Here is a 24,358-nt window from a genome sequence, read left to right on the forward strand (position 1 = left end):
GCAGTCTCTACTTCATCCAGCGCTTCTCCCTCAACAGCGGCGGGCCCGGCGTCTGCTCGGGACCGAAGTCCGTGTACTTTCTACCTTCGGCCCATCTGATTCAGCGGACGGTCGGGCAGGCGTCGAGCTGTGGGGGTAGGCCGGCTGTTCGTCGGCGCACCCCCACAGTTGCCGGAGTTCGTGGGCCCGCCGGAACCGCTGGTCGGCCTGGCGCCAGGTCGCCTCTGCCCCCTATGACCGCTCGTACTGGAGCAGGTCTCCTGGCTGACAGTCGAGGGCGTCGCACAAACGCATGAGGGTGGAGAAACGGATCGCCTTGGCGTGGCCGTTCTTCAGGATGGACAGGTTGACGACGGTGATCTGGACCCGATTCGACAGCTCGGTGAGCGTCATGCCGCGCTCTTTGAGCAGTTCATCCAGTCGTACGCGGATGGTCGGTTCGGCCGTCAAATGGTCGCCTCGGTCTCTTCCAGCAACCTCAAGCCACGCCGTACGATCTCCGACACGGCCAGTATCGCCACTCCTGCCACGACGCCGGCCAGCACCCCGGCCGGCGGGGCGTAGAACCGGTAGCTCTTGCTCAGCAGCATGGAGGCCAGGATCGGCTCGGCCACCATGCTGAGCACGCCGGTGGCGAGCGAGCCGATGATCAGGATCCAGCCGAGGCGGCGCAGGTGGCCGGCGGTGACGGAAGAGAACAGCGCCCTGTCTCCTGCGCCGGCCCGGCTCAGCGCGCGGACGACGGTGAACAGGGCGAGCAGGGTGGTCACGACGCCCGGTGCCCACAGAAGCAGGAAGAGCAGGCCGACCAGCGGCGCGGGCCCCTGGGGAAGGACCGTCACGTCGGCGGACGCGCTCTCGATCACGGCACCCGGCGCCGCCATGCCTTCGATCGGCACGTCGAGCACGCGCAGGGGCACCCCGGCGCCGTTGGTGGTGCCGACGAACGCGATCACGACAGTGGAGAACAGCATGGCTAAGGCGCCGAAGCAGGCCAGGATCAGGAAGAAGGTCAGCAGGATCTGGAGCCGGGTGAGCCATTTCGTAGACATAACGATAATCGTAAATAACGATAGTCGTTATGTCCATCGTGGTGTTCCGCCGAGTCGCTCTCTTCACGGATCGACGGCGACACGACCGAACGGATCGGCGGTGACGGGGCCGAACGGTTGCCGCACGCGGCCGAGGCTGGTGACCATGCCGGTGCGCTCGGATATGGTGGCGGTATGGGTTGCTTCGCCGCGATGAACATCCGCGCCGCCGCTTAGCGGCGGTATCGCGGTCGCCGTAGACCGCGGCCTCAGTGCCTGCCCCGCCGGGGTGGGTGTCACTGCGTACCGCCGGATCAGTGTCCCGCCGGCAGCCCTCTCGCGTGTCTCGCTGTGCTGCCGGGCCGTCCCGTGTGATCCGGGGAGCACATCCATGTCGCAGCAGTTCCATTCAGCAGGTCAAGGGCCTGTTCCGCACGCGTTCGAGACGTTCCGAGCCGACGTCGCCGACGACAGCGCCGGCGACGCAGACAGGTCAGCCGCCGCCGACCAAGCGAAAGCGAAAACGAGAGCGCAAGCGAGCGCGGAAGGGAAGCCGGGCCATGACGTGCGCGCCCGACGCGCTCAGCTGTTTCTGATGGTCGGGCTTCCCGGTGCCGGGAAGACCACCCGGGCCGAAGAACTCGCCACGGCGCACCACGCGCTGCGGCTGACCCCGGACGAGTGGATGATCTCCCTGTTCGACGGGTCGCAGCCCGACGGCAAGCGCGACCTCCTGGAAGGACGGCTCATCGCCGTGGCCCTGCGGGTGCTCCGGCTCGGCATCAGCGTCGTGCTCGACTTCGGGCTCTGGAGCCGTGACGAACGCTCGGCACTGCGCCGGCTGGCAACGACGGCCGGAGCCGACTGCCACGTCGTCTACCTGCCCATCGACCCCGAGGTCCAGCGCGCCCGGATCGCACACCGTCAGGCGACCGCGCCGCACACGACGTTCCCGATGAGCGAGGCGGATGTCGGCAGCTGGCGCGAACGATTCGAGGCGCCCAATGCCGACGAGCTCGGCGACATTCCCGGCCCGCCACCGGGGTGGCCGGGCTGGCCGGAGTGGGCCGCGGACCGGTGGCCTTCGCTCACGTACGGCGATGTCGGCCAGGCACCGAGGCGAGCTGGGCCGGCGACCGAGTGACGGATATGGCCGCGAGACGGATATGTCGGGCACCGGCACGCACGTCTGCCCATCGGCCGCCCCGAGAGCCCCGGCGCAGGGTCAGGCGGATGGTTGATGGGACCAGACGTGGAGGGTGTAGCTGCGGTCCCGGACCGTGACCACTTCTGGAGGCGCGTTGGTGAGGCGGAAACCGGCGGCTCGGGCCACGGCGACGCTGGGGTGGTTGTCCGGTTCGATCTCCAGCGACACCTGGGACAAGCCCAGTTCCTCGTGAGTGTATTCGGTCATCAGCAGCAGCGCCCGGGTGGCCAGGCGTTGTCCGCGATGTGCCGCGCCCACGATGTAGCTGATCGTGCCCGTGGAGCGGTTGAGCCGCACCTCCCCCTTGGCCCGGCCGCCGTCGGTGGTGATCGCGAGCTGGAGCTGCCGGCCGTCCGCCTGGTTCACTCGCGCTCGGCCCAGGTAGTCGCGGGCGGCGCTCAGCGTGAACGGCGCGGCGAGCGGGGTCCGCAGGGCCACCTGCGGGTCGTCGAACAGGTCCACCATGTCAGGCAGGTCTTCCTCGTCCCATTCGCGCAGCAACAGGCCGTGCCCCGTCACGATGAGCGGGGCCGGGATCTCAGGATGATCTCTCACATGGTGATTGTTCCAGCGCTGCTCGGGCGTGTCGTTCGTGCTGCGCGGGGTCAGGGAGTACCGGCTTCGGTGAAGTGTGGCAGGACCATTTCGGCCAGGGTGTTGAGGCCGGAACGGGGGTGTCCTGGCGGTCTGGTGGATGTGCTCGATGTGCTCTACGTCACATGCCGAGGAGGTCAGGTTTCGCTACTATGGGTATCGATACTTCGGGTAGCGGAAATGGGATGGAGGACGCGTGAGTGAAGTGAGCGGTACGGAAGCGCGGCGGCAGGCCCTGGGCGGGGATCCGGACTGGGCGGCGATGACGGCCGAGGAGCTGTTCGCCTTCCGCGAGGCGGAGAATCGCAGGCGATCGTCGCCGGAGGCACGGGCGATCACCGGGGAGCCGGATCCGGGCGCCGTGATCGAGTGGCAGGAGGTGGCGCTGCCCGGCCGCGACCTGCCGATCCGCGTCTACCGGCCAGCGCCGGACGTGGTCGGGCTGCCGGTTGTGGTGCACGTGCACGGTGGTGGGTTCGTGGGTACGGCGGTGCAGTGCGACTGGGTGAACAGTTACCTCGCCGCCCACCTGCCCGCGGTCGTCGTCTCCGTCGAGCACCGCCTGGTGGCGCCGGGCAGCCCTCTGTCCGATGCCGCCGACGACGGCTGGGACGTGCTCCAGCACGTGGTGCGCGACCCCACCCGCTGGGGCGTGGACCCGGCCAGGATCGCGGTGTTCGGCGAGAGCTGCGGAGCGCTGATCAGCGCCCTGTCGGCCATCCGCGCCCGGGACGCAGGGCTGCCCCTGCGGGCGCAGGTGCTGGTCAACCCCGCCGTGGACGTGACGGAGGCGATGCTGGAGCACGCCTCGACGACCCGGTACGCCGACACCCCGACCCTCACCGTGCCGCAGCTGCGGTTCTTCGCCGGGCTCGCCGTGCCGCCGGGGACCGACCCGCGTCCGCTGTCCCCGCTGCACGCCGGTGACCTGGGCGGGCTGGCCCCGGCGCTCGTGGTGGTGCCGGCCGAGGACCCGCTGGCCGATCACGGGCGCGCCTACGCCGAGAAGCTGAGCGCGGCAGGCTCCTCGGTGCGGCTCACCGAACATCCAGGTACGGGTCACGCCTTCCTCAGCATGCCGGGCGTGCTGCCGCAGGCCAGGGCGGCGGGCGCGGAGATCCTCGCCTTCCTCCGTGACCGCCTCGGCGTCCACGAACCGGTCATGTAGCACGGAACGCCGAGCCGGACGGTGATCAGCGAGCAAGCTTATGGCGCGGCCGTCCCGGCGTGAGGAAGACCTGAAGGGTTTCGTAAGCCGGACCCGCGAGACTACAGGCACACCAACACGGCAGGGCCGGACGGTCCCGCCCCTCACCTGGAGAAACACCATGAGGAAGATCGCGGCAAGCCTGTTCATCTCGCTCGACGGCGTCGTCGAGGAGCCCGCGGACTGGCACTTCCCGTACTTCAACGACGAGATGGGCGCCGCCGTGACGGCGCAGATGGCCGACACCCTGATCCTCGGGCGCAAGACGTACGACAGCTTCGCCGGAGCGTGGCCCGAGCGGGAGGCGGAGGGCGGCGAGGACGCCGGGTTCGCCAAGACGCTCGGCGACGCGCGGAAGATCGTCGTGTCCCGCCAGCCGCTGGAGTTCAGCTGGCGCAACTCCGAGCTGCTCCAGGGCGACCTGGTGCGGGCGGTCACGGAGCTGAAGAACGAGCAGGGCGGCCCCATCGCCATCAGCGGGTCGGTCTCCGTGGTCCGCCAGTTGCTGGCCGCAGGGCTGGTGGACGAGCTGCACCTGCTCGTGCACCCGATCGCCGTCCGCAAGGGCGAGCGCCTGTTCGACGAGGGCGCGGACGCCGTCCCGCTGCGGCTGATCAGGTCGGAGACCTTCACCACCGGTGTGGTGTACCTGATCTACGGGCCGGCTCAGGCGGACGAGGCCTCCCGCTGAGGGCCCCCGGTCGCCTGAGCCGGCCCGCTTCCCGGCCGGCTGGTCGCGTCATTGGCGGGAGAGTGCGCGCGTGAGGCCGGCCACGATGGTCGTGGCCAGGATCCACCCCGCGGTGATCATCGCCGCGGCGAGCCACTGTTGTGCGCCGTGCGGGCCGAAGGCGCTCTCCTGCCCGAAGCTGATGATCGGCAGGAGCAGGTCCAGGGTGTAGAGGAAGGCGTTGAAGGGGGGTGCCTCGCCCGGTTTGAAGGCCGGTGGCTCGTGGGCGGTGAAAACGACCGTGCCGACCAGGAGCAGGGCTGCGAGCCAGAGTGCGGCACGAAAGGGGCGGTAGCCGTACCCGACGGTCCAGTCCTGTACGAATCCCCACAGCCGTGCCCCGAGCCGCTGCCCCGAGCGGAGGCGACGCTGTTTGGCCAGCAGCACGTCCCGGGCGGCCTCGTCGTGGCCCTGCCGGCGGTAGATGGCGGCCAGTTGCTCATAGGGCTGAGGCTGGTAGTCGTCCTTGGCCAGCCAGTCGAGCCGCTCCTCGACAGGCAGGGGAGCCTCCAGGCCGTCGTAGGTGAAGCCGTTCATCAGGACGTGAGCGGGCCACTGGCTGGGAACGTCGTCGAGTACGCCGACCCGGCTGTGGCGAAGGTCGACGGCCCGCAGCAGCTCCGTCTCGGGCCCGATCTTCAGCGAAGCCGCTTCCACACCACGGAGGTGAAGGTCACCGTCGATCTTGGTCTCCGCGAAGCACAGGGTGGCGGCGATCCGGGAGTTCCTGATCGAGACGTCTCCGGTGGCCACGAAGCCTTCACAGCAGTCGGTGCGCCCGCCCGCGATCACCTGCCACATGGACAGAACCCGCCCGCCGGGATTACTGAGGACGGCGCCGTGAAACTCCATGCTGCTCTCGACCCGGGCGTCGATGAGCACGATCTCCCCGTCGGCACGGAAGCCTTCGCTGCAGCTGAGCCTGCCGGTGACCGCCAGCCGGCGCAGGGAGAGCGCCGTCGCACCCGGGTTGGACAACGTCCCGCCGTCGAAGTTGACCGATCCGCGGACCTGGGTGGAGTCCAGAAAGACCTCGCCGTTCGCCACAAGACCCGGTGTGAGCCGCAGCCCGCTGCCGATCTCCATCAGCGGCGCGTTCAGCGCGCGTCCTCCCGGGTTGGCGAGGCTCGCCTGCGCGACTCGGAGCGAACCGGCCACGCGAGCTCCGCGCAGCAGGACTTCGCCTTCGGCCGAGAAGCCGTCATCGAGCCGCAGAGCGCCCTCGACGACGAGTCTCTCCGCGTTCATGGCGACGCCGTCCGGGTTGGACAGCCGCGCTCCGCTGAAGACGCACCGGCGCCCTATCCGGGCGTCCTGCACGCTCAGCTCCCCCGAGGAGCGGAAACCGCGGGCACACGACAGCCCGCCGTCGATGACGATCCCCTCGGCGGTGAGGCTGAGGCCGCCTGGCCGCCCGACCCGTGCGCCGTCGAGGGTCATCGTCCCGCCGATCCTGGCGCCGACGACGCGTAATTCACCGTTGATGACGGCGTCCGCGCACAGCAGATCACGGTCGACGATCAGGCCATCGGCATGGACGGCCTGACGTGCGTGGATCGCCACGCCGCTGAGATCCAGGGTCCCGGACACGTGGGCCCCGGCGAGCTGGATCGGGCCGGCCAGCTCGCAGCCTTCCAGGCGCAGTGCCCCGCCGATCACAGCGTCCACGGCGTGCAGCCCGGGTGCCCGGGAGGCCGTGAGGTCCACCAGGCCGGTGCGGGCTCCGGTGAAGACCGGCGTCTCCTCGAACTCGCACCTGGTCAAGATCAGCAGGTGGTGCACCTCGGCGTACGACAGGTCCAGCCGGCCCGTGATCCGGGCGCCGGACAGGTGCACGCCGGGTGCCTGCCCGGCGAGGCGCTCCTGGGCGCCGAGCACCATCCTGACGATGATCGCGGCCCGGACGGGGCTGCCGGGAAGATCCACGGGACGCGCTGTGGGGAACGCCTCCCAGAGGGCGAGTTCCGGCTCGGACAGATCCTCAATGATCACAGGGCGCTCCTGGAAGGTCGTACACGTCGTCGAGGACGAGCTTCCAAGGTCACCACCTGTCTGAGCAACCCGGATCTACGATCCGGGCGGAGTGGGGAGCAGTTGGTCGAAGGCCAGCCCGCTCGACGCCTCGCCGCGGCCGGTGGCACGGGTCGCGGCGAGCCACAGCAGCACCCGCCCGTCGCGCCACCGCGTGCGCTGGTAAGCCATCGAGACCTGGGTGCCGGCGCGCGGCACCTCCTCCTCGAACACGTAGTACGGCGCGGCCGGCGCCTGGTCGAGCCCAGCCCGCAGCAGCGTGGTACGCGGCCTGACCCGGGGGCCTGGCGGCGCGCCCTCCATCGTGCGCACCATGGCCCCGCGCTGCAGTTGCGTCTCCCGCACGTCGCCCGGCACGTGCATGACGAGGAACGGGATCCAGTTCTCCGGCACCGTGGTCATGGCCCGGTAGGAGATCGGCGCGGTGGCGTCACCGGTGACCGGGCCGCCCGGTGGCAGGCCGGCCAGCCGCCGCCGGTGGGCCAGGGTCTCCTCGGCCGCCGCCGATCCCGGCTTGCCCGTCCCGGAGGCGAGCGGCACGACCCGTTCGACGGCCCAGACCAGGTTGGCCAGTTCGTCGCGCATGAAGACGACGTCCTCCAGCGGCGGCCCGTCGGCCGCGCGCGGCAGGACCGGTGGCAGGAACAGCGAGGTGTCGGCCGGCTCGTGGCCGGTGCCCGCGACGTCGAGCGTGTACATCGACCAGCGCCGCCAGTCGTCGTCGGCGCCCCGGCCGGCGGGTTCGATCCACAGCCGCTCGCCGAACACGTTGGTCACGGCCAGCCCGGCCACGGTGGCCAGGGTGCCGACCGGCAGCTCGTACGGGATGGTGAACCAGTCGTTGCCGTAGGCGAGCGCGAACTCCAGGAACAGCAGCCGGGGCAGGTCGGTGGTGTCGGCCGCGACGTCGCCGAGGTTGGTGTGCCCGTCCTCGAACGCCCACCAGCGCTTGTCCGGCATCCCGCTGAACCTGGTCGCCGTCGGGATCGTGCCCGACGGTTCGGCGAGCGGGCCGTGCCCGCGCCCGCCGGCCGGGTCGACGGAGAAGGCCGTCCAGTCCAGCCGGCCGCCCGGGTACTCCTCGGCGACGAGCCGTTTGGCGCTGTCGGAGACGTGCGCGGTGACGGCGAACCGGTGCTCCAGGTGCGCCGGGTCCCAGGCCGGCTGCCAGTCGGGACGCTCGAACATCGCCTCGAACCAGGCGACCAGCGACACGCCCGCGGCGACGACGGCGGGCTTGTCGGCGTCGGCGACCGGGATGCCGGTCAGCGGCGTGTTGGCAGGGCTCGCGGACAGGTGCAGGTAGAGCAGGTAGCCGTCCATCGCCCGGCCGGCCAGCGACTGGAGCAGCGCGTACACCTCCAGGTGGGCGACCCGCTCGGTGTCGTCCGCGGCGGCCGGGTCGGGCGCGGTGAAGGCGTACCGCTCGATGAAGGCCTGCCGGTAGACAGGCGGGATGAGCTTGAGGAAGCGCTGCCCGAGCATCATCCGCAGGTCGACGGCGCCCAGCCCGCCCGCGCCGAGGTGATCGAGCGCGCGGCGCTCGGCCACCGTCTCCAGCGGCCGGGTGCCGTCGTAGGCGACCTGGTTGCCGTCGCGGGCCTGGAACGTCGCCAGCTCGGCCTGCCCCACCTGCACCTTGGCCAGCACAGGCGACCCCGCGTCCTCACCGTGGAACTCGCCCATCTGCCACTGCCGGGTCAGCATCCACAGACCGTCGCGGATCTCGGCGCGCAGCGCCCGGTGGAAGTCGGGCGAGCGCGGCCGGCCCTCGATCCGGTTCCAGATCGTCACCGAGGGCCGCTGACGCTCGGCGAGCTCGGCCCGGAGGTTACGGATCAGCAGCGGGTTAGGCATGGTCGGCTCGCAGGCTCCGGTAGAGGCCGTTGTTGACGGCGAGGTTGGCCGAGATGCCCAGGCCACGTACGGTCGCCTCGGACAGCGTGGCGGGCAGGAAGGCGGCGTAGGCGGTCCCGGCGACGGCGGCCGGTTCGAGTGCCCGCTGCCGCGCCAGGTCGAGGGTGTCGCCCAGCGCCGCGACGAGGTCCTCCCACTGCCAGCCCTTCGTCACGTCGGGCGGCACGACCAGCAGCATCGCCTGCGGCGGCTCGGAGTTCGGGCTGTCGTGGTGGAACACGATGCCGGTGGTCGCCGTCTCGCCGGGCACGACTTCGACCCATTCGTCCAGGAGCAGCCCGGCCTGGGGCGCGCCCGGGTCGAACGCGGCCGGGTAGTGGGCGGTGTAGAGGAGCCGGTCGCCGGTGATCTGGGTGCCCGGCGACCACTCCAGCGCCAGCCAGGGCTCGCCGGTGTGCGGGAACTGGACGGGCGTGAGCTCGGCCACCGGCCGCCCGAGGGTGCCGGAGAGCAGGGTCGCCTGTTCCCAGGCGCGCACCGGGTCGCGGACGCGGGCGACCCCGTGCAGCCAGTCGCCCACCGGGAACGGGCGGGAAGGGAACCCGGACAGCAGCCCGCCCGAGTCGCTCCAGGTCAGGGCTGCCATCCACTCGGCGCCCTGCGCTGCCGGAACGTCGAACTCCGGCACGAACACCGCGTCCTGGCCGAGCAGCGCGGTCACCGCCGCCGCCAGCGCCTCGACCCGAGGCCGGCCCGCCGGGGCGGCGTCGTGGGCGGCGAGGTGTCCGGCCGCGGCCGCGCTTCTCGACTCCCCTTCGGTGATCATGGAGCCGAGCGCCTGCGCGGCGTCGCGGGCGAGGGCGACCGCCCGGTCGGCGAACCCGCCGATCGGGAACGGCTCGGCGTCGAACGCCTCCACCGGCAGCAGCGCGGTGACCATCGCCAGCGCGTCGGTGAGCCCGGTCGCCGCGCCGGCCACCGCCTCGAACCCGGCGAGCCTGGCCACGAAGGCCGCCCGCTGCGTCTCGATGGCCGTACGGAACGGCGTGGCGGCGGCCGGCACCGGCGTGACCGGCGTGCCGCGCAGCTCGCGGTCGGCCAGGAGCAGCACGGCGACGCGCTCGGCGTCCGTGGCCACCGACGGCAGCGCGCTGTCGCGGGCGAGTGCGGCGTCGGCGCGGGCCAGCCGGGTCTGCCAGCGCTCGGCCAGGCTCGCCACGGCGGCCAGGAGGTCGGAGAAGAGCCCGGCCCCGGCGGCCGCGAGCCTGGCCGCTCCCCCGCCGGCCAGCCCGAACGCGCCGGAGGCGACCAGCGCGGCGCCGGCCCGGCCGGCCAGGTCGTCAAGGGAGGCGAGCAGGGTCGCGGGGTCGGCCACCGCCGTCTCGATCTCGTTCCTGAGGCTTCCCAGCTCGCCGAGATGTTCCTCCAGCCGTGCCGCCACGTCGGCGACCCGGCTCCGGTCGGCGTGCACGAGGGCGTCCGCAGTGGCGCGTGCCTCGCCGGCGCGCAGCACGTCGGTGGCGCGCAGCGGCCGGCCGGCGGTCACCACCGTACGCAGGTGGCCCACCAGCGGGGCGAGCTCGAAGAACGTCACCTTCCCCGGCACCCGCTCGGTGAGATGCACGGCCGGCGTGACGTCGGGCCGCAGCCCCGCCTCGGCGGCCGCGTACCGCAGGATCCGCTCGTCCAGCTCGCCGAGCGCCGCCTGCGACTCCAGTCGGAGCAGATGGAGCAGGTCGATCGGCTGCAGCCCGAGGTCCGCCTGGCTGACCGGCAGCTCCCCGCCGGGCCAGCGGACCAGGACCACCACGTCGGCCGGGGCGGGCAACATCGCGGCGAGCAGTTCGTTGACGCCCGGCTCCGCCATCGCCCGCGGCGTCATCGCGATCCCGTCCACCGGGGAGGCGTGATGGTCGAGCCCGGCGCGCAGCTGGATCGCCACCCGGTGGGTCAGCGTGCCGCCCTCGGACGGGGTCTCCAGCACGGCGGGCTCGGGCGGGAACCCGCCACGCGCGACGGCGTCCAGCGTGGCCGCGGCCCGGTCGGCGTTGCCGAGCACCGCCTGGTGCACGCCCTCGGCCAGCACCAGGTCGCCGAGCGCGTCGTGCACGTCGAGCAGCCGCTCCACCTCCAGGTCGATGGCCTGCCGCTGCGCCGGTGCGGCGGCTGGCAGGTCCGTACGGCCGAACGGGTAGTGCGCGTCGCCCGACTCGCGCACGTGCCTGACCAGGTCGAGGCCGTCGACGCACAATCGCCCCTCCTGGTCTCCGGTCAGCGGGAACGCCAGCCGCAGCGGGTGGATGAACGCGTCCACCTCCGCCAGCCCGTGCCGGTCGTGCAGCCCGCGCTCGAACCGGTAACCGAGCAGGCCGCCCAGCGGCTGCCCGTTCCGCAGCCCCTGGAGCACGGAGGTGGCCAGCCGCATGCGTTCCGAGCTGAGGTTGAGCGCCATCGTGTCCGGGTGGTCGGGGGTGGCGTTGGCCATGAAGCCGCTGCGCAGGATCGCCGCCGTCGCGGCGTGGTTCAGCGACGGCGCGTGCACGAAGCCGCCGTTGGCGTGGTCGCGCATCAGCCTGGGGCCGGCCTCGAACGCGGGCTTGAGCTCGTCGGGCAGCGTCACCGGTTCGAGCGGGCGGCGTTCGGGACGTACGTCGAGCAGCCACCCGTAGACGCCGGCGTGGATGCCGCGGCGTAGCTCGGGAGGCCCGCCCGCAGTGCCGTCAGAGGGGCCGTCAGAGGGGCCGAGGCCGCGCAGGTCGAGCAGCCTGCGGGTGGCCAGGCCGAGCCGCCAGGCGTCGAGGCGGTGGCTGCAGCAGTCGAGATGTTCGGCCAGGAGCCGTTCGAGGCGGGTGGTCGGCAGGTCGGACAGCGTCTTGATCGCGGCGGTGACCTCCATCAGCTGCTCTGTGCCCGCCTTGCCGAGCAGCGCGGGGATGACCTCGTGCAGCGGGAGGGACGGGTGGCCGGTGACGGGCTGCGCCTCGTCGTACAGCATGGCCCAGCGGCTCTCCGTGCGCCGGGCGTCGGACACGTGCACGAACGGCGGCTCGCGCCGGGCCGCCAGCATCTCCGCTGGTGAGAGCAGACCGCCCTCCACCCGGAGCCGGACGGCCGCGTCCCACCAGCACAGCAGCACAGCGTGGCGGAGCAGCAGGTAGAGCAGCGCGGCCGGCTCCTGATCGCCGGAGAACCCAGCCTCCTGCCGCAGGTCCTCCAGCGACGCGCGGCCGACCTCGGCCAGCCACGCCAGGTAGTTGCGCCCGTCGTCGCAGTAGGCGCGGACCCGCGCCTCCTCGTCCGGCGGCCGGTCGTCGATGACCGGCCCCCGCAGCCGGTGCTGGGCTGAGTGGAAGAACTTGTGCAGGACGTCCGGCGTGGCGCTGCCCCGGTAGCCGAGCCCGGCCAGCAGCTGACGGCCGGCGGCCAGCTGGCCGAGCGCCTCCCAGATGGTGAAGAACTCCTGGCCCAGGTTGTCGAAGCGGAACCGGTTGAACAGGTCGGTGATCGACTCGGCGTAGCGCTGGTGGAACTCGACCGACGCCGGGTGCAGCGCCACGATGTCCAGCAGCGTCTGGTGCGGGTCTCCCGCGCCGTACGCGTGCGGCACCGCGTCGGTGAGCTCGGCCAGGTCCGCGCCGACCTGGGCGAGCAGGTCCTGGAGCACGGTCAGCACCCGCAGGTCCGGCGCCGACTTCGGGTCGTGCTCGTCACCGGTGCCGAAACGGAGCCGGCCGTACGCCGTGGCCGGCACGATCCCGTACGGCTGGCGGCCCAGGCGCAGCGCGGGAACCCGGCCGCGGCCGCTGACGTACCCGAGGAAGAAGTTCCTCGTCCCGGTCACGGCGTCGTCGTCGAACAGCGGGTGCATCATCGACTCGAGGAAGTAGCCCCAGGTGGCCGGCCACAGCGCGGCGTTCATCGCGTACGACTCCGCCTGGTCGCTCCCGTCGGCCCCGGCCACCGCGGCGAACACCTCGGGGTCCACGCCGAGGCATTCGGCCAGCCACTGCCCGTCCTGCTTGGCGGCCCAGCGCGGCTCGTTCGCCGGCGGCGTCCCGGCACCGAGGTAGCGGTCGTAGCTGAGGTCGGGGTCGTCGAGCCGGCTGAGGCCGGACGGCACGCCCTCGGTGTTGTTCGTCGGCGTGCCCTGGGCGAGGATCGACATCCCGGATCGGCCGCGATGGTGGTGGGTGAGCAGGTTCTCCAGCTCCGCCTGGTCTTCTTCAGGGGTGGCGCCCGTCCTGAGCCCGATCGCGTAGAGCCGGTCGAACCCGGCCTCCATGCCCGGCTTCAGCGGGACGCGCATCCCCATGCCGACCTTGACCGCGGCGTCGAAGTCGACCATCCAGGTGAGGGCGTCCGGCACGACCAGCTCGCCGTTCTCGATCCGGAACTGCTCGCCCGGCCTGGCCGCCGGATCGGGGCCGACCATCAGCGACGGCGGGATCTGCTCGCCGGCGAATTCGAGTACCTGTTTCCCGGCGTTGATCCCGATCAGCACGATCCGGTCGGGAAGCAGGCCGGCCCTGGCCGGCCGGGTCCAGGCGGACGGTTTGGTGTCGTCCTCGCCGAGCGCGGGCAGCTCGCAGAAGGCGATCGTGACCTGGGCCTGCTCGGGATCCACACCCTCTGGCCGCTCGTCGAACGCGTGCGGCGGCACGGCGATCAGCGTCTCGGCCCTGGCCGCGCCGATCGCGGTGCGCAGCTCGGCGGCGAAGGCCCCGTCGGGGTCGCCGCCCGCGCGCCACACCCGTTCCCAGTACAGCGCGAGGGCGGTACGTTCCGCCGCGCTCAGTCCCAAGGCGCCCGCGACCACCAGGATGACCTCGTCCGGGCCGGTCCTGACCGGTTCTGCGGACGGGTCGAGCGGGGCGAACCCGCCGATGATCCAGCCGGCCCGGCCGCTGCCGCACGCGCCGACGAGGGTCCGCCAGGCGGCCCGGCGCAGGCCCTCGTCGCCTCCGGCGCGGAAGATCGACGCCCAGAACCTGGTCGCGTTGGCCACTTCGGTGTCGCTGAGCCGCTCTTCGAACCCGTCGACCGCCCATTGGTCCGGGTAGCAGCGCACCCACAGTTCCTTGGGGGTGAAGCGGGTCTCGATGCGCAGCGGCAGCAGCAGGATCGGGGTGTGGCCGTCCAGCTCGGCGACGGCCTTGCGCGGGTCGGACACGTCCGCGAAGCCGCGCAGCTCGCCGGCCAGTCCGTCTTCGGCCAGGCGCAGCTTCTCGCGCAGGTCGGCCAGCGCGGCCGTGGCCGCCGCCACCCCTTTGCCGGGTTCGGACGAGGGCCGGCCCACGTGCCTGACCTCGGCGTCGCGGGCCCGCCGCAGACGGGTCAGCCTGGCGTCGGCCGCGGCGATGGCGGCGCGCAGGTCGTCGGCCTCCCGCGCGCGCTCGCGGACGCGGCGGTGGGCGGAGCGCGGGTCAGTCATGTCCGAGCAGCTCCCCCGCGTGTACGGCCACGAGGACCGGTGCCTGGTAGAGGATGTAGGCGACCTCGGAGGCGTGCAGATCCGGGCCCCAGTGCAGGAAGCGGTCCTCGGCCCACTGCTCGTGCTTCTCAATCGCGGCCCCGGCCGGCTCGGTCAGGTGGTGCACCGGTGCGCCCGGCCCGACCGGGATGAACGGCGCGCCGGCCGCGACGTCGTCCCAGGCCAGGTCGTTCCAGACGTTGAGCTCGCCATCCCGGGCGAGGTCGAGGCCGAAGCGCGGGTCGCCAGGCCGCTCGCGCAGGACGAAGAACCAGCCAGGGTCGGCGTCGGGAGACACGGGGTCCTCGCCGCGCGCCGCCGCGGCGGTGAGGTCGAAGCCGAGGAAGGTGATGTCGGGCTCGACCTTGGCGCCGAACAGCGGCATGCGCAGCTTGCTTCGCGGCGGGTTCGCCGCCTCCTGCGGGGTGAGGTCGTCGAGCTCGCGTTCGGCGCTCGGATCGATGGCGCCGTCCGGGGTACGCCGCCACTTGGCCCGTTGCGCGTAGATCACCGCCGTGGGATAGCGCTTGAGCAGCTCCCCGCGTATCACCAGGACCACCTCGTCCTCCGGCCCGCCCAGCTCACGATGATCGTGCGTGCCCAGGGCCGAGCCGAGCGCCCACTGGTGCAGCGGCGGGATGTCGCGCAGCCGCTCCCGGCGCTGCGCGGCGCTCTCGCCCGCCACGGGAAGCTGGTTCGCCGGGTCCCAGAACTGCCGGAAGTAGCTGCCCTGCCGGTCGGTCGGATACTCGCGCCAGAGCAGCTCGCGGGCCATCTCGTGGTTGAGTCCCACCAGGTACGCCTCGATGAAGCGCTGGTCGGTCTCCAGCAGGCTGATGCTGTCCGGCGGGATGAGGGCCAGGTTGGGCAGGAACAGCTCCGACGACTTGTCGGCCAGCGGCCGGTACATCGGCACGTCGATCTCCGGATAGGCCATGACCTCGCGGAAGGCGGCGACGACCGGCCGCAGCCGCTCGGGGACCGTCAACCCGGCCAGCACCCGGCGCGGCACGGTCACCTCCGGGTCGAGCAGCTCCAGCGTCGCCTCGGCCAGATCGGGCACGGCGACGCCCGGCCGCTCCGCCTCCGCCCCGGCCTCGGCCGAAGCGCGGATCAGCTCGGCGGTGCCCCGGATGCCGGACTTGTAGCGGATCGCGACCCTGCCGTCGTCCCGCGTCGGCTCCAGGACCGGGAGGTCCCTGCCCGGGTCGATCAGCTCGAAACGGTCGTAACGCGGCAGCTCGGCGACCAGCTCGGGCTTGCGGTCGTCGCGGGCCAGCCAGAAGGAGATCCGGCCCTCGTAGCGGCGGAGATCCTTCACCACCACCTCGGAGGCGGGCACGCCGGCCGGTGCCTGTTTCGGCCTGGCCGCGGTGGCCCGGCCTGCGGCGACGGCGGCCAGCAGGCGCCGAGGCGGCCTGCCACTCCTGGTCAGCGCCCGCACCACGGTCGAGCCGGGCCGGTTGATCCGGCGCATCGCCGCCGTGAGCGGGCCGGAGGCGACCCGGCTCGAGCGCAGGCCGTGCGCCACGGTCACGCCGCCACGGACGATGCGCGCGTGCACGGGCGCGGTGAGCTCCAGCACCCTGCCGGGGTCGGCGGCCACCTGCGCGGCCAGATGGCGGCGGTACAGGCTGCCGGCCACCTCCCTGGTGAGCTGCCCGAGACGGATCCGCCTGTTGGCCGCCAGCACCGCGCCGATCTGCTCCCAGGCGGCGGTCATGTAGATCTCCTGGTTGTCCTGCACGATCGAGGTGCCGAACCCGGCCGCGACGCGGAAGCGCGGGTCGAGGTTGAGCTCGTGCACCCAGTTGCCGTGCAGCTGCGGCTCCGACGCCTCCAGCAGCCGGCTGGTCCTGGCGTGCCAGCGCCCGTACAGCGGCGGGGTGATCACCGGATCGGGGTCGGCCGCGTTGCCGTTCGCGTAGTCCTCGCTCAGCTCGATCAGATCGGCCAGCGCCGTCTGGAACGGGTGCGGGAACGGCGTGTCCCAGTTCTCGTACCGCTCGACCTCCTGCCGGGCCGGCTCGTCCAGGTTGATCAGCGGAATGCGCAGCGCTCCGCCGAGGCGCAGCACGCCGCCGAGCCCGGGCACGTCGATGCCGGGCAGGCCGGGCAGCGGGGCGCGGGCGTCCAGGTCGCGCCTGCCCACGCGCGGGTCCATCCGGCGTGGCTTGAGCCGGCGCACCAGGTACTCGAAGTCGCCGGCCGTCCCGGTCCTGAACCGCCAGCGGTGGTAGTAGCAGTAGTGCGCGGGCTCGGCCCGGTCGGCGTAGGGGGCCCAGGCCGGATGCGTGGCCGCCGGGGTCGCGTCGGGGTCGAGCCCGAGCCCGGCCAGCCGGCCGCTCTCGAAGGACGGCATGACGAAGGCGTGGTAGACGGTGTCGGGGCTCAGTCTGCGCGGGGAGAGCAGCCGCGACAGGCCGGCGTCCGGGTTCGCCGCGATCGCCGCATCGAAGCGCGGCAGCACCTGGCCCAGGTCGTCGGAGATCACCTCGCCGGCCGTGTCCAGCCCTCGGTTGACGTGCACGTGTGCCCACGCCCACAGCTGGTCCGCGGCCGGGAACGCGCCGGGATCCCCGACGATGACGAACGGCAGCGGTTTGCCCGCGACGGCGCCGTCGCTCATCTCCTCCTCGGTCAGCACGACCAGCGTCAGCCAGGGCGGCAGCCGGAGGGCCCCGTCGGGCGGCGCGGGGGTGTAGCGCCAGGGCAGGTCCTCGTCGTAGAACTCGACGAACGGCAGGTAGTTGGGCTCGAAGTCGGTGATCCCGGGACGCGGTTCGGTGCGTACGATCGACCGCGGGTCCAGGCCGATCACGTCGCCAGGCCCGTAGAGCTGGACGTCGCGGTGCACCGGCGCCGAGATCGTGCCGCCGCCGGCCGTGGCGCCGGTGATCTTCAGGTCGACGCCGATGCTCGCCCGGGGCGCGCCGCCGGGCGCGGTGGTGATCAGGTTGGCGATCCCCCGCCGCAGCCACGGCAGGAACGAGTAGGTGCCTATGTCGGTCATGTCGTGACCGCCTCGTACGCGGGGATCACGTGGATCCGGCCGGCCTGGTTGGGGTCGTCGGCGATCATCCCGTCGACGTGTTCCCGCGCTGCCGCCTGGCTGGCGAAGACCTGGGTCGTGGGACGGTTGTCGACGGTGGAGGCGACGACGAAGCCGGTGTCGGCGACCGCCACCGCGTCCTGGTGCGGGTCGAGCAGCCGCCCGGCGGCGGCGGAGACCGGCGAGCCGGCGACGCTGGCGCCGGTGACCAGGTGGGTGAAGAACTCGCGGGCGATGGGCCGGAAGCGCCGCAACCGCCGCCGGAACTGATCGTCGATGACGATCTCCTCGAACCGGACGACCCGCCGGGTCATCCGCGCGGATCGCGTGCCGGCGCCGTCCGGCACCAGCTCCATCCCCGCGTGCTGGCGCTCGAACGACGGCTGCGACAGCTTGGCGGCGTCGTCCAGCTCCAGGAACTGCGCGAGGGCGAACGGCTCGGTGACGTCGGCGCCCTTGCGCAGCCCGGTGCCCTGCACGGTAAGCGTGAAGCGGGTCGCGTCACCGGCCCGGTTGGCGCCGACCTTGGCGATCGTCAGGTCCAGCGGTACGGCGCGCTGGCGTACCTCCAGGGTGCCGACCGGGTGCAGCACCAGCGCGGCGGGCCCGGAGTCGGGCAGGCCGCGCAGCGACACGAACAGGTGACTGCCCGGCGGCGGGAACGCCCGCCACGATTCGGGCTTGTCCAGCTCGGCACGCAGCAGCGGGAGCACGCTCACCGGATCGAGCTCGGTGTGCCTGGGCTCGCCCCAGGTCTCGTCGAAGTCGACGGACACGTCGAAGAAGAAGAACGAGATCGAGCCCCGGCCGTGGGCCCGCCACGGCGAGGTTCCCTCCAGCGCGAACTGCAGGTGGATGCTGAAGACGCCGACGCCGAACACCTTCAGCGACACCGACGCGGAGATCTCGACGATGAAGTAGAACGGCGAGAACCTGAACAGCGCGTCGAAGCCGATGTGTCCCTGGACGCTGATCCCGCTGAAGCCGAAGTACAGCTCGGCCGAAGCGCCGAACTGCGCGGTGTTGCTGGTGACGGCGAAGTAGTTGGTGATGCGGATCCGGCCCCAGTCCTCGTCGAGGATGCTGACCGTGATCCGCCGGGGCACGGGGAACGGCAGCGGCGGCGGCTCGAAGGCGGGGTGGAAGCCGCCCACGCTGACCACGAACTCCGGCTCGTCGCCCCAGGCCACCAGCAGGCCCATCTCCCCTGTGATGGTCAGGAAGACGATCCGGGAGTCGAACAGCGAGGCGAAGAAGTACAGCCGCTTGCGGTCGAACTCGATCGCGCCGGCGAAGTTGACCTGCAGCTTGATCAGCGGCGCGTCCTCGGTGGGCAGCACGACCTTGAGCACGCCGACGATGGCGATGTTGCCGGGGATCTCGATGATCACACCGACCGAGGCCGTGATCAGCGCGGGCGTGCCCCAGCCGATCTTGACCATCGGGCCGACGAGGAACGTGCCCTGCTTGGCGGGGAAGAAGGCGCGCAGGTCGCTGAGGATCCGGGGTGCGTTGGCCACGACGTCGCGCGGGAACATCACCGACTCCACCGCGCCGCTGCGTACGCCCTCCATCAGGGCGGGCAGGTTCATCGTCCGGTTGACGCCGAGCAGCCCGCCGACGCCGAGCAGCACGAAGCCGAAGCCGAGCTGGATCCCGCCGGGGAACTCGGCGGTGATGACGATCAGCATCGAGAACCCGGGCGAGCCGTCCGGGTTGCGGGTGGTGATCAGCCCGATCGCCGCCACCGTGAGGAAGTCGGCGATCACCAGTTCCAGGGCGCCGGCGTACTCGCCCCGCTCGGTGTCGATGAACAGGTAGCCGCCGCCCTTGACGACGGCGACGTCGAGCGAGAGGCCGACGCCGGTGGGCGGCTTGAAACGGAAGTCGAGGTCGAACGGGCCCAGGTTGCCGTCGCCGCCCGGCGGCAGGCCGAGCAGGGCTTCGGCCCCGATGTCCTCGACGACGGCCCGCAGCGGCCCGAGCGCGGCCTTGATCGTGGCCATGAGCGCGATCGGGAAGCCGCCGTCCTCGATGCCGGCCCGTACCGTGAGATTGTCGATCTCGACGGGGCCGAGCTGGATGTGCGACGGGATCTGCACGTCGAGCCCGCCGCTGCCGGTGAAGAAGACGCCGGAGCCGGCCCGCCAGCCGAGGCCCAGGTCGAACTGGGCCTCCAGCGCGAAGCCGGCCATGACGCTGCCGATGAACCCGTCGGCGCCGGCCAGCGAGATGACCAGCCGGCCGCCTTCGACGGCGCCCTCGATGCCGAAGTCGCCGGTGGCCTGACCGGCGACGACGTCCCAGGCGAAGGAGGTGGTCAGGCGGATCCTGATCCGCCTGGCGCTGAGCTGGGTGCCGCCGGCCACGCCGAGCAGGATCACCGCGTCCTGGTCCGGCGCGGGCACCTTGTCCAGCCCGGCGGAGAGGGTGCCCTGGACCGTGCCCTCGGGCGGGATCACCGAGAGGGTGGCGGGCGGCTGGATGCGGATGCCGGTGGCGGCCGAGATCGCCCCGGAGACGCCGAAGCCGGCCAGGAATCCGCCGCCGACCGGTGTCGTGAGGTCGAGGCCGTCGGCCAGGCCCAGCTTGACGATCAGGTCGAGGCCGGGCGGTGTCACGGTGGGGTCGGTGGGGATGAGCGCCGCCAGGAAGAACTCGATGAACGGCCGCTCGGGAGGCCCGGGGTCGACGCCCGAGGCCACCGGGACGCCGAGGAAGGTGAGCAGCTCGTACAGCAGGTCGATGAGCAGGGCGCCGTCGAACTGCGGGGTGCCCCAGCCGAAGAGTGAGGTGAACGCCGTCTCGGGCGAGGAGAGGAACTGGCCGATCCGGGCGAAGTCGACGTACTGGACGGTCGTCTCGGGCAGCGCCGGGTCCGTGGAGCCGACGTTGATCGCCGTGGTGCCCAGCACGCCGAGCGCGGTGAGCACGCCGGCGACGATCGGCTGGTTGTCGGCCAGGTGGCGGAAGACGACCCGGTCCAGCATTCGCCTGGGCAGCGCGGCGGCGAACTCTTCCAGCGCTCCGGGGATGGTGCCGAGGTCGAGGCCGCCGACCTCGCCGGCGATCGTGTCGAACGAGCGGATCACGCTCACCAGCTCGGCGACCAGCGGGCTCGCCTTGGCGGCCAGCTCCAGTGCGCCGGCGTCCGCCTCGATCGCCTCGGCCAGCTCGCCGACCAGGCCGGGCAGCTCCTGCGCCGACGAGGCGCAGGAGCCGAGCGCGCTGCGCAGCGCCGGCGACACCAGTGGGGGCGGGAGTTGCAGGCCGAGGTCGGTGAGTACGGCCATCGGGTCGTCGGCGAACTCCGCGCCCAGGTCGGCGAGGGCCGAGCCGAGCATCAGCGCCAGGCGTTCCAGCGTGCCGGGCTCAGCCATGGCGGCCCCCTTCCTCCGACGGGCCGGGCGGCGGTGCCGGCGGTGGCACGACGGGCGGTGGCGCCACCTCGACGGGCACCACCGGCGAGCGCAGCGCAGGCGCGCCGGTGACCTGGATGAAGCGGGCCTCGACGCACGGCAGCGCCCCGTCCAGAATCCACAACATGTAGTAGCCGGGCGGCACCAGCGAGCTGTCGGTACCGGGCACCATCGTGATCGACAGCGTGCCGGTCCCGGCGGTGAACGGCAGCTCGACGAAGCGCTGCTCGGTGTCGGTGTGATGGGTCACCGCGGCCGGCCGCATGATCGCCACCCGGGTGATCCTGGCCGCGTCGGGCGTCCTTATCTTGAACGTCGACCCGTACTTGACCTGGACCTCGCCGGGCTTCAGCGGCGGCAGCACCGGACGCGTGCCTGCCTTGTGGAAGTACGGCGGCTGGTAGATCTCGTAGTCCTTGCGGTTGAGCGCCATGGAGTACCCGACGTGCTCGTCCCTCGCCGGTACGACCGTGGTGTCCTCCAGCCACTCCTCGACCCGGGGGATCGTGGTGCTGCCCGTCGCCGGCTCGAAGTCCACGCGGGTCCCGAGCAGGATGGCGCGCGGGAGAGGGGTGGCGATGTCCAGGAGGAAGAAGCCCGAGAAGCCCGGCACGCCCGTCCGCTGTGCGGCCAGGGTGGTCCTGATCTCGCTCGGTCCGCGGTCGATGACCACGGTGGTGCCGGCCGGCATCGTGGCGAAGGGCGCGAGATAGACCGACGGGCGGATGTCCAGGACGAGCGTGGTGGCGCCGGCGGCGGCCGCCAGCAGGCGGGACGTGCCTAGATAGGTGCGCCCGTTGAAGCTGGGCGGGAAGGCCAGCGAGGGCTCGTGCTCGTTGGGGTCGGCGCCGCCCGCGACGATCACGGAGCCGTCGGCAAGCAGCATCGCGATGGAGTGGTACATGCGCGGATGGGCCAGCGGCGCACCGACGTGGAATCCTCCGCCGGGTGTGTAGATCACCGCTTCGAGGGCCGGCTGGGTGACCGGCACGCTCTTCGCCGCGGCCAGCGGACTACGCCCGCTGCCGTTCCACTTGTAGGAGTCATGGCCGCCGAGGATGAGCACCGTGGCGTCCGGCAGCAGCACGCAGTGGCTGTTGATGCGCCGGTGGTTGAGGCCGGGCACGGCCGTCCAGCGCGGCGCGCCGGTCAGGCTGGTGTCGAGGATCTCCACCGGCTCCGGGGCGGGGATGTCGTGATGGTGGAAGGCCGCCGTCCCTCTCGCCACGACCGTGATCGTCCACGGCGGCCCCGCGATGATCGGTTTGCGGACGAGCGACACGCCCGCGGAGTCGACCGCGAACCCGCCGCCCACGACCAGGAACCTGCCGACCGTGTTCGGGTCGCGGGCCTTGGTGACCGGGTCGAGCAGCACCGGCAGCATCACGCTCATTCCTTCTTCCCGCTGGGGCTGCTTGGCCGTCGCGGTCGGGAGCACGTACGAGGTCCAGGTGCCGGTGGCGGTCGTGCCCTTCGGCGCGCCCGAGGGCGGCGGCTGGACGGTCAGCGAGAGCGTCGGCGGCTCGTCGATCTCCTGGCCCCAGGTGGTGTGGGTGGTGTAGAGCCGGTCGTCGGGGGCGAGGTGGATGCCCGGATAGATGGGGATCGGGCGATTGGCGCCGGTGACCTTCTCCGGCACGTACTTCGGCGGCCTGAGATGCTCGACGACGTCGGCGATGCCGTGGTTGGTCACCCATTCGGTCAGCTGGGGGTCCGGCCACTTGTCGGGGCCGGCGAAGATGGCCAGCTCGCGGCGGCCCGAGACGACGACCACGCTGCCGTCGCCGAGCGCGACCGCGGTCGGATACCAGCGGCCCTGGAGCAGTTTCCGTTTCGGATCGGGCTTCTCCCACACCTCCTTGCGCGGGTCGAAGACGATGATCGTGGAAGATCCGGCGCTGCCGCGGTAGTCGGTGTTCGGGTTGTAGACCGCGCCCGCCAGGTGGTCGAGTTGCGAGCCGCCGACGACCAGGATCTTTCCGTCGCGGAGCTGGACGCAGAAGCAGCAGAACAGGTCCGCGCCGTTGGGGAACGGCTTGCGCACCGGTGCCGCTGCCGGGTTGCGCGGGTCGAACACGTACGCGACGAGCGCGTAGTCGAGGGTCTCGGCGTGCCCGCAGAACCACAGCACCTTGCCCGTGTGCAGGTGCACCGCGTGGATGACGAACAGGCCGCGCTCGTCGGGCACCGGGTTGGCGCCGCTCTTGTCGCGCAGCACCTCGCCCGGCTTGAACGGCACGGGCTTGGGCGCCTGCCAGGAACCGTCGGTGTCGGCCGGCATCAGTGCCCCCCGTGTCCCGCGCCCGCGGTGAGGTGGGCGGCGCCGGCCAGGACCGCGGCGGCGACCAGGGCGACGCCGGTGAGCCTGGCCAGCACGGCGCCCCACGGCGCGTGCTTGTGCAGCGCGGCCACGCCGCCTAGGGCGATCATCAGCAGCGGCCTGGACATCCCGGCGGCGAACATCACCGTCATCAGCGCCGCGCAGCAGCCCAGGCAGAAGAGCCCGTGGTCCACGCCGACCAGGGCCGCGTCCACCCCCGCCGGCCGCCATCCGGACCAGCGCCTGGCGATGATCCCGAACGGCGAGCGGCAGGCCGTCAGGCACCGCGCCGCCGTGCCGGAGAGTTGATACAGCCCGGCGGCCAGCAGGGTCAGGGGCAGCACGACCCACGCGTACGGCGTGCGGCCGATCAGCGCGCGCACGCCGCCGTCGACCGCCGCCAGCGCCAGCCCGGCGACCGTCCACACGGCCAGGTAGCCGCCGACCACGGTGACCACCAGCAGGCCGGCGTCCCGCCGCTCGCCGAGCATCCCGGCGAACGCCCGGAGCAGCGGAAGCGAGGTGGGCAGCATGGTCGCGACCGTCATCAGCAACCAGGAGGCGGTGAACCAGCCGGCCGCCGGCCAGCCCCCGCCCAGGTCATGGCCGAGATGCGAGCGGCCCGGCGAGAGCTGCCACGCCAGCAGCCCGATCGCGGCGACCGCCGTGACGGCGCCGACGGCGACCGTGGCGCGTGCGCCCGCCGCCGCGCTCACGACGCGTCCCTGCTCTCGTAGCGGAACGGTCCACGCATCGCCGCGCGGCCGGCCACCTGCACGGATCCGGCCTGGCCGCCGAGGTCGATGCGGAAGGCCGAGGTGTTGCCGACCTCGGCGCGCGGGCCGAGCACCTCGCTCAGTTTCCCGCTGCGCAGCTCCGTGATCTCGCCGTCGCCGCCCCGGATGACCGACCCGGCGCCCCTGACCATCCGGCCGACGATGACCGACAGGTGGTCGTCCTCGGTGGTCATGCTGATCGGGGCGCGGCTGGCCGAGCGCAGCACGCCCATCAGCCGGCCGAGCTCGCCGAGCGGGCCGCCGTACCCGCCGGTGAACGCCGAGGCGAGCGCGGTGAACTGAGCGTCGTCGGCGCCCTCGTCGATGAAGACGGTGACCTCCTGGCCGCCGCTGTCGCGGTGGCCGGAGTGGAAGGAGACGCTGACCACCGACAATCCCGACACGTCGACGCCGCCGATCGTCCCGGTCTCGACCGACCAGCAGAATGCCCCCGTGCACCGGCCGTCGTCAGGTTCCCGCCCGACCCAGCACGGGCAGATCGTGTAGCAGTCGCAGAGCTCGAAGAACCGGCCGTCCAGCCGGTAGGCGGGCAAGCCCATGGGCGGTTCACCTCACCCCGTCGGAGCCGAGAAGCCCGGCCGGAACCGCGCCTCACCGCACGCCCGGCCAGGAGACGCCTCAGCCGCCCCCGGGGTGTCCGCGC

14 protein-coding genes are annotated in these 24,358 nt (G+C 72.3%); 3 read left to right on the plus strand and 11 right to left on the minus strand.

Features of this window, described 5'->3' with window-relative positions; genetic code table 11:
* Positions 1-231 precede the first annotated feature (231 nt).
* Positions 232-450 carry a helix-turn-helix transcriptional regulator gene (locus tag AB0C27_RS50435; RefSeq protein ID WP_357861470.1) on the minus strand — a complete coding sequence of 73 codons (219 nt, stop codon included), beginning with the start codon at positions 448-450 and terminating at the stop codon, positions 232-234.
* Positions 447-1,052 (minus strand): DUF2975 domain-containing protein, encoded by a 606-nt coding sequence (locus AB0C27_RS50440; RefSeq protein WP_357861472.1) that lies wholly within the window; start codon positions 1,050-1,052, stop codon positions 447-449. The genes AB0C27_RS50435 and AB0C27_RS50440 overlap by 4 nt, the downstream gene beginning before the upstream one ends.
* Positions 1,053-1,422: 370 nt before the next feature.
* On the opposite strand from AB0C27_RS50440, the gene AB0C27_RS50445 reads away from it, so the two are divergent.
* Entirely contained in the window at positions 1,423-2,175 is a 753-nt protein-coding gene (locus tag AB0C27_RS50445) for an ATP-binding protein (RefSeq protein WP_357861474.1), read from the plus strand.
* An 81-nt stretch (positions 2,176-2,256) separates the two neighbouring features.
* Here AB0C27_RS50445 and AB0C27_RS50450 read toward each other — a convergent pair whose 3' ends face one another.
* A complete protein-coding gene (locus AB0C27_RS50450) occupies positions 2,257-2,793 on the minus strand; it encodes a GNAT family N-acetyltransferase (protein ID WP_357861476.1) in 537 nt (178 codons plus the stop codon).
* A gap of 235 nt (positions 2,794-3,028) precedes the next feature.
* On the opposite strand from AB0C27_RS50450, the gene AB0C27_RS50455 reads away from it, so the two are divergent.
* Positions 3,029-4,000, plus strand: a complete 972-nt coding sequence (locus tag AB0C27_RS50455; protein ID WP_357861478.1) for an alpha/beta hydrolase — start codon at positions 3,029-3,031, stop codon at positions 3,998-4,000.
* A gap of 160 nt (positions 4,001-4,160) precedes the next feature.
* On the plus strand, positions 4,161-4,730 hold the full coding sequence (locus AB0C27_RS50460) for a dihydrofolate reductase family protein (protein ID WP_357861480.1): 570 nt from the start codon (positions 4,161-4,163) through the stop codon (positions 4,728-4,730).
* A 48-nt stretch (positions 4,731-4,778) separates the two neighbouring features.
* Here AB0C27_RS50460 and AB0C27_RS50465 read toward each other — a convergent pair whose 3' ends face one another.
* The 8 genes from AB0C27_RS50465 to AB0C27_RS50500 all read right to left on the minus strand — a co-directional run bounded on the left by AB0C27_RS50465 (position 4,779) and on the right by AB0C27_RS50500 (position 24,254).
* Positions 4,779-6,761: a hypothetical protein gene (locus tag AB0C27_RS50465; protein WP_357861482.1), complete on the minus strand. Its 1,983-nt coding sequence runs from the start codon at positions 6,759-6,761 to the stop codon at positions 4,779-4,781.
* A gap of 75 nt (positions 6,762-6,836) precedes the next feature.
* Positions 6,837-8,657, minus strand: coding sequence for a hypothetical protein (locus AB0C27_RS50470; protein ID WP_357861484.1), 1,821 nt, complete (start codon positions 8,655-8,657; stop codon positions 6,837-6,839).
* Positions 8,650-14,088, minus strand: a complete 5,439-nt coding sequence (locus AB0C27_RS50475; RefSeq protein ID WP_357861486.1) for a hypothetical protein — start codon at positions 14,086-14,088, stop codon at positions 8,650-8,652. Before AB0C27_RS50475 ends, AB0C27_RS50470 begins: the two co-directional genes overlap by 8 nt.
* Positions 14,081-17,140, minus strand: a complete 3,060-nt coding sequence (locus AB0C27_RS50480) for a hypothetical protein (RefSeq protein WP_357861488.1) — start codon at positions 17,138-17,140, stop codon at positions 14,081-14,083. The genes AB0C27_RS50475 and AB0C27_RS50480 overlap by 8 nt, the downstream gene beginning before the upstream one ends.
* Positions 17,137-20,559 carry a DUF6603 domain-containing protein gene (locus AB0C27_RS50485; RefSeq protein ID WP_357861490.1) on the minus strand — a complete coding sequence of 1,141 codons (3,423 nt, stop codon included), beginning with the start codon at positions 20,557-20,559 and terminating at the stop codon, positions 17,137-17,139. Before AB0C27_RS50485 ends, AB0C27_RS50480 begins: the two co-directional genes overlap by 4 nt.
* On the minus strand, positions 20,552-22,879 hold the full coding sequence (locus AB0C27_RS50490) for a galactose oxidase early set domain-containing protein (protein ID WP_357861492.1): 2,328 nt from the start codon (positions 22,877-22,879) through the stop codon (positions 20,552-20,554). The genes AB0C27_RS50485 and AB0C27_RS50490 overlap by 8 nt, the downstream gene beginning before the upstream one ends.
* Positions 22,879-23,634, minus strand: coding sequence for a DUF2182 domain-containing protein (locus tag AB0C27_RS50495; RefSeq protein WP_357861494.1), 756 nt, complete (start codon positions 23,632-23,634; stop codon positions 22,879-22,881). The genes AB0C27_RS50490 and AB0C27_RS50495 overlap by 1 nt, the downstream gene beginning before the upstream one ends.
* Positions 23,631-24,254 (minus strand): DUF1326 domain-containing protein, encoded by a 624-nt coding sequence (locus tag AB0C27_RS50500; protein WP_357861496.1) that lies wholly within the window; start codon positions 24,252-24,254, stop codon positions 23,631-23,633. Before AB0C27_RS50500 ends, AB0C27_RS50495 begins: the two co-directional genes overlap by 4 nt.
* Positions 24,255-24,358 lie beyond the last annotated feature (104 nt).

Origin of the sequence: Nonomuraea sp. NPDC048882 (assembly GCF_040649755.1) — a bacterium.
GTDB classification, from domain to species: Bacteria; Actinomycetota; Actinomycetes; order Streptosporangiales; family Streptosporangiaceae; genus Nonomuraea; species Nonomuraea maheshkhaliensis.

Coding starts and splice junctions, on each gene's coding strand:
- AB0C27_RS50440 (WP_357861472.1), bottom strand. CDS start 1,052: ATGTCTACGAAATGGCTCACCCGGCTCCAGATCCTGCTGACCTTCTTC.
- AB0C27_RS50445 (WP_357861474.1), top strand. CDS start 1,423: ATGTCGCAGCAGTTCCATTCAGCAGGTCAAGGGCCTGTTCCGCACGCG.
- AB0C27_RS50460 (WP_357861480.1), top strand. CDS start 4,161: ATGAGGAAGATCGCGGCAAGCCTGTTCATCTCGCTCGACGGCGTCGTC.
- AB0C27_RS50470 (WP_357861484.1), bottom strand. CDS start 8,657: ATGCCTAACCCGCTGCTGATCCGTAACCTCCGGGCCGAGCTCGCCGAG.
- AB0C27_RS50475 (WP_357861486.1), bottom strand. CDS start 14,088: ATGACTGACCCGCGCTCCGCCCACCGCCGCGTCCGCGAGCGCGCGCGG.
- AB0C27_RS50480 (WP_357861488.1), bottom strand. CDS start 17,140: ATGACCGACATAGGCACCTACTCGTTCCTGCCGTGGCTGCGGCGGGGG.
- AB0C27_RS50485 (WP_357861490.1), bottom strand. CDS start 20,559: ATGGCTGAGCCCGGCACGCTGGAACGCCTGGCGCTGATGCTCGGCTCG.
- AB0C27_RS50490 (WP_357861492.1), bottom strand. CDS start 22,879: ATGCCGGCCGACACCGACGGTTCCTGGCAGGCGCCCAAGCCCGTGCCG.
- AB0C27_RS50500 (WP_357861496.1), bottom strand. CDS start 24,254: ATGGGCTTGCCCGCCTACCGGCTGGACGGCCGGTTCTTCGAGCTCTGC.